Source organism: Pseudomonas baetica (assembly GCF_051216495.1).
Lineage (GTDB): Bacteria > Pseudomonadota > Gammaproteobacteria > Pseudomonadales > Pseudomonadaceae > Aquipseudomonas > Aquipseudomonas baetica_B.
The window spans coordinates 44,129-50,875 of sequence record NZ_JBPKAM010000045.1 but is presented as its reverse complement, the minus strand read 5'-3'; the positions used below and the strand labels follow the sequence as shown (position 1 = coordinate 50,875).

General features: G+C 62.0%; 7 protein-coding genes. All 7 read right to left on the bottom strand.

The window, feature by feature from the left end; genetic code table 11:
• Positions 1–97 precede the first annotated feature (97 nt).
• Positions 98–1,462 carry a flagellar hook-length control protein FliK gene (locus ACSFE6_RS17120; protein WP_435428735.1) on the bottom strand — a complete coding sequence of 455 codons (1,365 nt, stop codon included), beginning with the start codon at positions 1,460–1,462 and terminating at the stop codon, positions 98–100.
• An 83-nt stretch (positions 1,463–1,545) separates the two neighbouring features.
• Positions 1,546–1,914, bottom strand: coding sequence for an Hpt domain-containing protein (locus tag ACSFE6_RS17115; protein WP_435428734.1), 369 nt, complete (start codon positions 1,912–1,914; stop codon positions 1,546–1,548).
• 30 nt (positions 1,915–1,944) lie between these two features.
• Positions 1,945–3,660 (bottom strand): ATP-binding SpoIIE family protein phosphatase, encoded by a 1,716-nt coding sequence (locus tag ACSFE6_RS17110; RefSeq protein ID WP_435428733.1) that lies wholly within the window; start codon positions 3,658–3,660, stop codon positions 1,945–1,947.
• Positions 3,657–3,956: an STAS domain-containing protein gene (locus ACSFE6_RS17105; protein ID WP_435428732.1), complete on the bottom strand. Its 300-nt coding sequence runs from the start codon at positions 3,954–3,956 to the stop codon at positions 3,657–3,659. The genes ACSFE6_RS17110 and ACSFE6_RS17105 overlap by 4 nt, the downstream gene beginning before the upstream one ends.
• A gap of 194 nt (positions 3,957–4,150) precedes the next feature.
• Positions 4,151–4,600: a flagellar export protein FliJ gene (gene fliJ, locus ACSFE6_RS17100; protein WP_435428731.1), complete on the bottom strand. Its 450-nt coding sequence runs from the start codon at positions 4,598–4,600 to the stop codon at positions 4,151–4,153.
• Positions 4,601–4,606: 6 nt separating this feature from the next.
• On the bottom strand, positions 4,607–5,965 hold the full coding sequence (fliI, locus tag ACSFE6_RS17095; RefSeq protein ID WP_435428730.1) for a flagellar protein export ATPase FliI: 1,359 nt from the start codon (positions 5,963–5,965) through the stop codon (positions 4,607–4,609).
• Entirely contained in the window at positions 5,955–6,743 is a 789-nt protein-coding gene (fliH, locus tag ACSFE6_RS17090) for a flagellar assembly protein FliH (RefSeq protein WP_435428729.1), read from the bottom strand. The genes fliI and fliH overlap by 11 nt, the downstream gene beginning before the upstream one ends.
• Positions 6,744–6,747: the final 4 nt, after the last annotated feature.

Below are 6,747 nucleotides of genomic sequence, written 5' to 3'. Positions count from 1 at the left end.
CCCCCCCCCCCCCCCCCCCCCCCCCCCCCCCCCCCCCCCCCCCCCCCCCCCCCCCCCCCCCCCCCCCCCCCCCCCCCCCCCCAGGGTTTGGTGTTGATCAGGCGTAGTAGTCGACGGCGCTGGAGCCGATCACGCTGGTCACCGGGGCGGTGACTTCGGCAACGCTTGGGGTCAGTTCGTCATCCATTGAATCGAGGCGGCCACCACTGGCATTGGTGCGTCCGCTCTGGCTCTGGTGGGCCTGTTCCTGTCCCTGCTGTGAGCCCCGGGACTGGTCGGACACGTTGACATCAACCTGGCCCATGCCCTGCTGCGCGAACATGTCACGCAGGCGATGCATCTGCCCGTCCAATGCTTCGCGAACGCTTGGGTGAGCACTCATGAACGTCACCTGGGTCTGCTGGTCCGGCACCATGTTCACCCGAATGTCGAGACGACCGAGCTCAGCGGGTTGCAGCTGGATGTCAGCCGCCTTGAGGTTGGCGCTGGACAGGTACATGACCCGATTCACCACCTCCTCGGTCCAGCCGCTCTGATGCATGGCGATGGGCTGGTTGACCGGGATGGCATTCGCGGTTTTCGGCGTGGCCGCTTGGGTCAGTGCCGCCAGACGGTTGGCGAAATCGTCGACCCGGGTATCGCTGCTGGCCGATTTCAGATCCTTGAGGCCATCATCGATCAGACCGCTGAACGCCTTGTCGCCGCCCTGACTGGTGCTGTCCTTGCTGGTTTGCACATCAAGCATGTTGGCCATGCCGGCGGCAAAATTCTGCGCTGAGGTCTGCTCGCCATCAGCCTGAGCCTGGGCTGGCGTCGCTGCGGCTTTAGGTTGCGCCTGGCTGGACGTCGAAATGTGGCCACCCTGCTCCATGGCCATGCGCACGGCGGGCAATGCGTCGAGAGGATCGGCTTCGGGGTCGAAATCGGTGTCGGCGGTAGCGACGGCCGTTGCCGCTGCGGCCGTCACAGCCGTGGCCACTGGCGCTTCGACCGTCGGCTGTGCAGGCTCCGTCAAAGGTGGCGTGGTCGGGACAGATGCGGTGACCACTGGCTGTACCGCCTGCAGCAAGGCGGGATCGAGCGCCGCATCGACCGGCGCACTATCGGCAACCGCTGCCTGCGCGGTATCCGCCGCATCGTCGCTGGCGGTCTTGTCATCCGTCGATGCCGGTTTATCGGCGGGCAAGGATTTGCCGCTATCGGCAACCGCCGGTTCCGGGGCGGCAGACTTGTCGTCAGCGACATCCTTCTTGCCGGCGTTCTCCGAGGTCTTGTCCCTCGACGGTTTGATCGAACCATCCGCCGCCCCGGCAGGCTTGTTTTGCGCCTGCTTGGCGTACACCTGCGAGAAGCTCGCGGCCTTGTCCCCGGGCTCAGCGGTCAGCGCCGTGGATTTGGCGGAGGCGGCTTGAGTCTTGGCCTGCGCGGCGGCCTGAAGAAGAGTATTGGGGGTAACGGGCATTTCACGGTCTCCGCTGCACTGGGATCGTAGGTACAGTTGGGAGAGTTGACTGCAAAGGTCGCGCCAGTTTTCCCTGTTTGTGATTAATAGGGCCGGACGGTTGCGATGGCAGAGCGCGCGCGCTGTCGCTCTTCTTCATAAAGTGGCCGGACAAACGCAAATTCGCGGGTGATTTCAGCCACCAGCGCTTCAATACCTGAAAGGTTTCGCTCTTTGGCCCGCAGCTCAAGGTCATGACACAGCGTGGCCAGGCGGACCGCGCCCATGTTGCTGCTGCTGCCCTTGAAGCTATGCGCGGCCTCGAGAATCCCCGTGGCGCCAGTGGCCTCGGACAATTGCTTCAACCGCTCTTCGGAGTCGACGAGGAAAGTATCGATCAATGTCGAAAACTCATCCTCCATGACATCCCGCAACGCGCAGAGCACGTCCGGGTCCAGATGTGTGTCAGCCACTTGCTCACTCCTTGATCAAGAATGCGCGGATTATGCCAGAGCCTCCCAGAAAAACTCCACGCGGGCACTGCGACCATCGTCGGACCAATTGGCGTTACGCCCCAATTGGCGGATCAAACTGACGCCGCGACCCGACAAACGGACAGGATCGACGGGACGCTCCATCACTCGCTCAACATCAAATCCCTTGCCACTGTCCTCGACGCGAATCAGCAGACGACCACCCTCGCCTTGCGGCGTGACCTGCAAATGCACCCGAACGTAACCATCCTGCAATGCGTCCAGGCGTGTATTTCGCTGCTGGTAATACCGCGCAAAACCGGCTACATCGCGCTTGAGGCTTGAATCCAGTCCTAGCACGCCATGCTCCAAGGCATTGGAGTAGAGCTCGGCCAGCACACTGTAGAGCGCCCCGCTCTGCGCCCTCAGACCGTGAACCTCAAGCAGCAGCTGTAACAGGTACGGCAGCGGATTGAAACGTTTGAGGGTGGCGGCGCGAAACTCGAAACTCACCGACCAGTCCAGCGGACAGGATTGACCACTGTCGGAATAGACCGGAGCGGGTGGATTCAGATGAACGGGGTCCAGCAGGCTGATTTCGACCATGCTGACATCGTCCCGAGCTTCGCCGCGAAACTCCCGCAACGCCTGTTCGATGTCCTCGAACAACGCATCAGGCTGGCGATTGGCCGCAAACACTTGCTGCAACCGATCCACGCCAAACAACTGATCGTTGGCATCGCAGGTATCGATCACCCCGTCAGACAGCAGAAACACCCGATCCCCGAGCGACATCGGAAACACTTCGGTGCTGTCATCGAATGTCTGCGGGCTCAACACACCAAGCGGCAAGTGCCGTGCCGTCAGCGGCGTGCGCTCCCCCGTGGCCATGCTGTGCAGGTAACCATCCGGCATGCCGCCGTTCCAGACCTCTACCGAGCGCCGCTGAAAACTCAGGCACAGCAGCGTCGCACAACAGAACATGTCCACCGGCAAGATACGCTTGAGCTTGGCATTCATCTCGCGCAGGGTTTCCGCCAGGCCATAGCCCTTGGCGGTCATGCCGTAGAAGACTTCGGCCAGCGGCATCGCACCGACCGCGGCCGGCAACCCATGGCCGGTGAAATCGCCGAGCAGCACGTGCATGTCACCGGACGGGGTGAACGCCGCCAGCAGCAGATCGCCGTTGAACAGCGCATAAGGCGATTGCAGGTAACGGATGTTGGGTGCATTCAGGCAGCCGGAGTGGGCCACCTTATCGAAGACGGCCTTGGCCACGCGCTGCTCGTTGAGCAAATACTCGTGATGCCGGGCGATCTGGTCGCGCTGCTGCAACACAGTGGCCTGCAACCGCCGCAATCGGTCCATCGCCTTGATCTTGGCGCCGAGGATCACCTGGTTGTAGGGTTTCGCCAGAAAGTCGTCACCCCCGACCTCCAGGCAGCGCGCCAAGGCCTCGTTTTCGGACAGAGAGGTCAGGAAGATGATCGGCACCAGGGTTTCCCCAGCCAGCGCCTTGATCTGACTGGCCGCCTCGAAGCCGTCCATCACCGGCATCATCGCGTCCATCAGCACCAACTGCGGACGTTGCAGGCGAAACGCTTCGACTGCTTCGGCACCGTTAGCCGCCGTCAGCACTTGGTGCCCCTGGCCCCGGACGATACTCGACAGCAGCATGCGATCGGCCGCGCTGTCTTCGGCGATCAGGATCGTCAGCGATTCCAGTGGAGCCTGCACGGCGCTCAACTGATGTCGAACAGCTTGTCGAAATTGGAAATGGCGAGGATTTTCCTCACGTCGGAACTGCTGTTGACCACGCGGATATCGGCGTCGTCGCCTCCGGCGTGATCACGCAACAGGAGCAGCATGCCCAATGCGGAACTGTCGAGGTAGGTCGCTTCTTTCAGGTCGATCACAACTTCCGCGAGCGCTTTGTGCTCGTAGGATTCGCGGAATTCCTGATGCTTGGCGAAATCGAATCGTCCCTTGACCGATATCGTCAGTTTTTGCCCGTCCGGGGAGACTTCTGTAACGACTGACATGTCATGGCTTCCTTGTCGTTGCTGAACCTGCTTGTACAAGGTTTAGCATTTGGTAGAGGTTGGGGCAAGGTTAGGAATTGTGGTGTCTGTCGAATCGCCATCGCGGGCAAGCCCGCTCCCACAGAGTTTGTGTACGACGCAAAACCTGTGGGAGTGGGCTTGCCCGCGATGAACGATAACGCGGTCAAACTTGTTCAATACTGATCCTGGCGCGGCAACCGCTGGGACAACTCATCCAGCAGTTTTTGCTCACGCTTGTCCTCCAGCGCCCGCGCCTCATCCATGTAACGTTGAACCAGCTTACGCAAGCCTTCGACCCGGGCAAACGCCTGTTGCCAGGTGTCCCGCGCTTTGTTCAGGTTGTTCTGGTGCCAGGCCAGGCTTTGCCGCTGCTGATCGATGGCGGTGCCCAATTGCGCCAGAAAGCCTTGATAACCCAGCAACCATTGGCCTGAAACACCGCCACTGCCGCGTACGATCCACTGCTCCTGATAATCGAGACGAAAGGCTTCGAGGTCGGCGAGCTTGCTCTCGGCCAGCCGCACCTGCCCCTGGAAATGACCCAGGCGCTGGACCGCGGTTTTCTCGGCCTTTTCGGCCATTTCCACCACAGGGGCCAGGCGCCCTGCCCGACTCTGGGCCATGACCGGTTAACCGCCCGCCGCGGGCGCGAAGATCGACGCGAGATACGCTTCGCTTTCGCCCAGGCTGATACTGTCGTTGAGGCCCTGACGCAGGTATTTGACCAGTTGCGGTTGCAGGGAAATCGCCAGGTCGGTTTCGCGATCGCCACCGGCCACGTAGGCGCCGACGCTGATCAGATCCCGGCTTTGTTGATAGCGCGACCACAACTGCTTGAAGTACTGCGCGCGGGTCATGTGCTCCGGCGACACCACGGCCGGCATGACCCGGCTGATGGACGCCTCAATGTCGATGGCCGGGTAATGTCCTTCCTCGGCCAGTCGCCGCGACAGCACGATGTGCCCGTCGAGTACGCCTCGCGCCGAGTCGGCAATCGGGTCCTGCTGGTCATCGCCCTCGGACAGCACGGTGTAGAACGCGGTGATCGAACCACCGCCCTTTTCGGCATTACCGGCGCGCTCCACCAGTTTCGGCAACTTGGCGAACACCGAGGGCGGATAACCCTTGGTCGCCGGCGGCTCACCGATGGCCAGGGCGATTTCCCGCTGGGCCTGGGCGAAACGGGTCAGCGAGTCCATCAGCAACAGGACATTCTTGCCCTTGTCGCGGAAATACTCGGCAATTCGTGTGCAATACATGGCGGCGCGCAGGCGCATCAGCGGCGCATCGTCCGCCGGCGATGCCACCACCACCGAACGCTTGAGCCCTTCTTCACCGAGAATGTGCTCGATGAACTCTTTAACTTCACGACCCCGCTCGCCGATCAATCCGACGACAATGATGTCGGCTTCGGTGAAGCGGGTCATCATGCCCAGCAACACCGACTTACCCACGCCCGTACCGGCAAACAGGCCGAGCCGCTGACCGCGACCCACCGTCAACATGCCGTTGATGCTACGGATACCCACGTCCAGCGGCTCGCTGATAGGTTCACGTTTAAGCGGGTTGATGGTCGGGCCGTCCATCGGCACCCAGTCTTCGGCCTTCATTCCACCCTTGCCGTCCAGTGCGCGACCGGCGCCATCGAGCACCCGCCCAAGCATGCTCATGCCCATGGGCAAACGACCGGAATCAGAGAGGGGAACAACGCGGGCGCCGGGCGCAATACCGGCAACGCTGCCCACCGGCATCAGAAACACCTTGCTGCCGGAGAAGCCCATGACTTCGGCCTCGACCTGCACCGGGTGATAGCTGTCGTCGTTGATGACCATGCAGCGGCTGCCCATGGCGGCGCGAAGGCCTTCGGCTTCGAGGGTCAGGCCAACCATGCGTAGCAGGCGCCCCTCGAGGATCGGTGCGCCGGCCAGCTCCGTGGCCTCGGCATAACTGCCCAGGCGCTTGGCGAAACTGGTGCGTTCAAGGCGCATCGGGAATGTCCGGTGCCATGGGCTTGTCTTCGATCGGCAACTCGAGACTCACGTCTGGCGCGGCCGGGTGCAAGGCCTGATCGTGGAGCTGATCGAACAGCTTTTCCATGACCTGCTTGACGCGGGTTTCAACGGTGGCATCGATACGGCTGTGTTCGGTCTCGACCCGACAACCGCCCGGCAACAGAGACTCGTCCTCGACGATGCGCCAGGTTTCTTCATGGCGCTCACGCAGGGCTTTGACCTGCGCGAAATCCTGCGGATTGATGTACAGCCGGACATTGTTCACACCCAGCGGTAGTAGCTTGAGGGCTTCGCGCATGACGTGCTCGATCTGCGTCGAGTCGATGGCCAGTTCGCGCTGGATCACCTGGCGGGTGATGTGTTGCACGAGGTCGACCAGGGACTTTTCAATCAAGGTGTCCTGCTCGGCGATCGGCTCGAACAGGTGCGTCATCAGTTGCTCCAGCCCCGCAATTTTCGGGGCCAGCGCCGCTTCCGCTTCCTGACGGACCTTGAGCGTGGTGCTGTGGAAACCTTCCCGCTCGCCCACCGCGAAACCTTCGTTATAGGCTTCCTGGCGAATGCTTTCGAGTTCCTCGAGGGTCAGTGGCTGGACTTCCTCCAGCGGCACTTCTTCGATTTCCGGCGGTTCGGGTTCCGGCTCCGGTTCAGGCTCGGGTTCCGGCGGGTCGAAGCTGGGCAGCGCCCAGGTATCGAAACCACTGACCTGCCCGGCACGGATCAGGTCAGTGGGCTCATCATCATGCTTGGCCATGGTG

Bases quoted from the DNA above. Each gene is read 5' to 3' on its own strand.
- fliJ (WP_435428731.1), bottom strand. From the start codon at position 4,600: ATGGCCCAGAGTCGGGCAGGGCGCCTGGCCCCTGTGGTGGAAATGGCC.
- fliI (WP_435428730.1), bottom strand. From the start codon at position 5,965: ATGCGCCTTGAACGCACCAGTTTCGCCAAGCGCCTGGGCAGTTATGCC.
- ACSFE6_RS17105 (WP_435428732.1), bottom strand. From the start codon at position 3,956: ATGTCAGTCGTTACAGAAGTCTCCCCGGACGGGCAAAAACTGACGATA.
- fliH (WP_435428729.1), bottom strand. From the start codon at position 6,743: ATGGCCAAGCATGATGATGAGCCCACTGACCTGATCCGTGCCGGGCAG.
- ACSFE6_RS17120 (WP_435428735.1), bottom strand. From the start codon at position 1,462: ATGCCCGTTACCCCCAATACTCTTCTTCAGGCCGCCGCGCAGGCCAAG.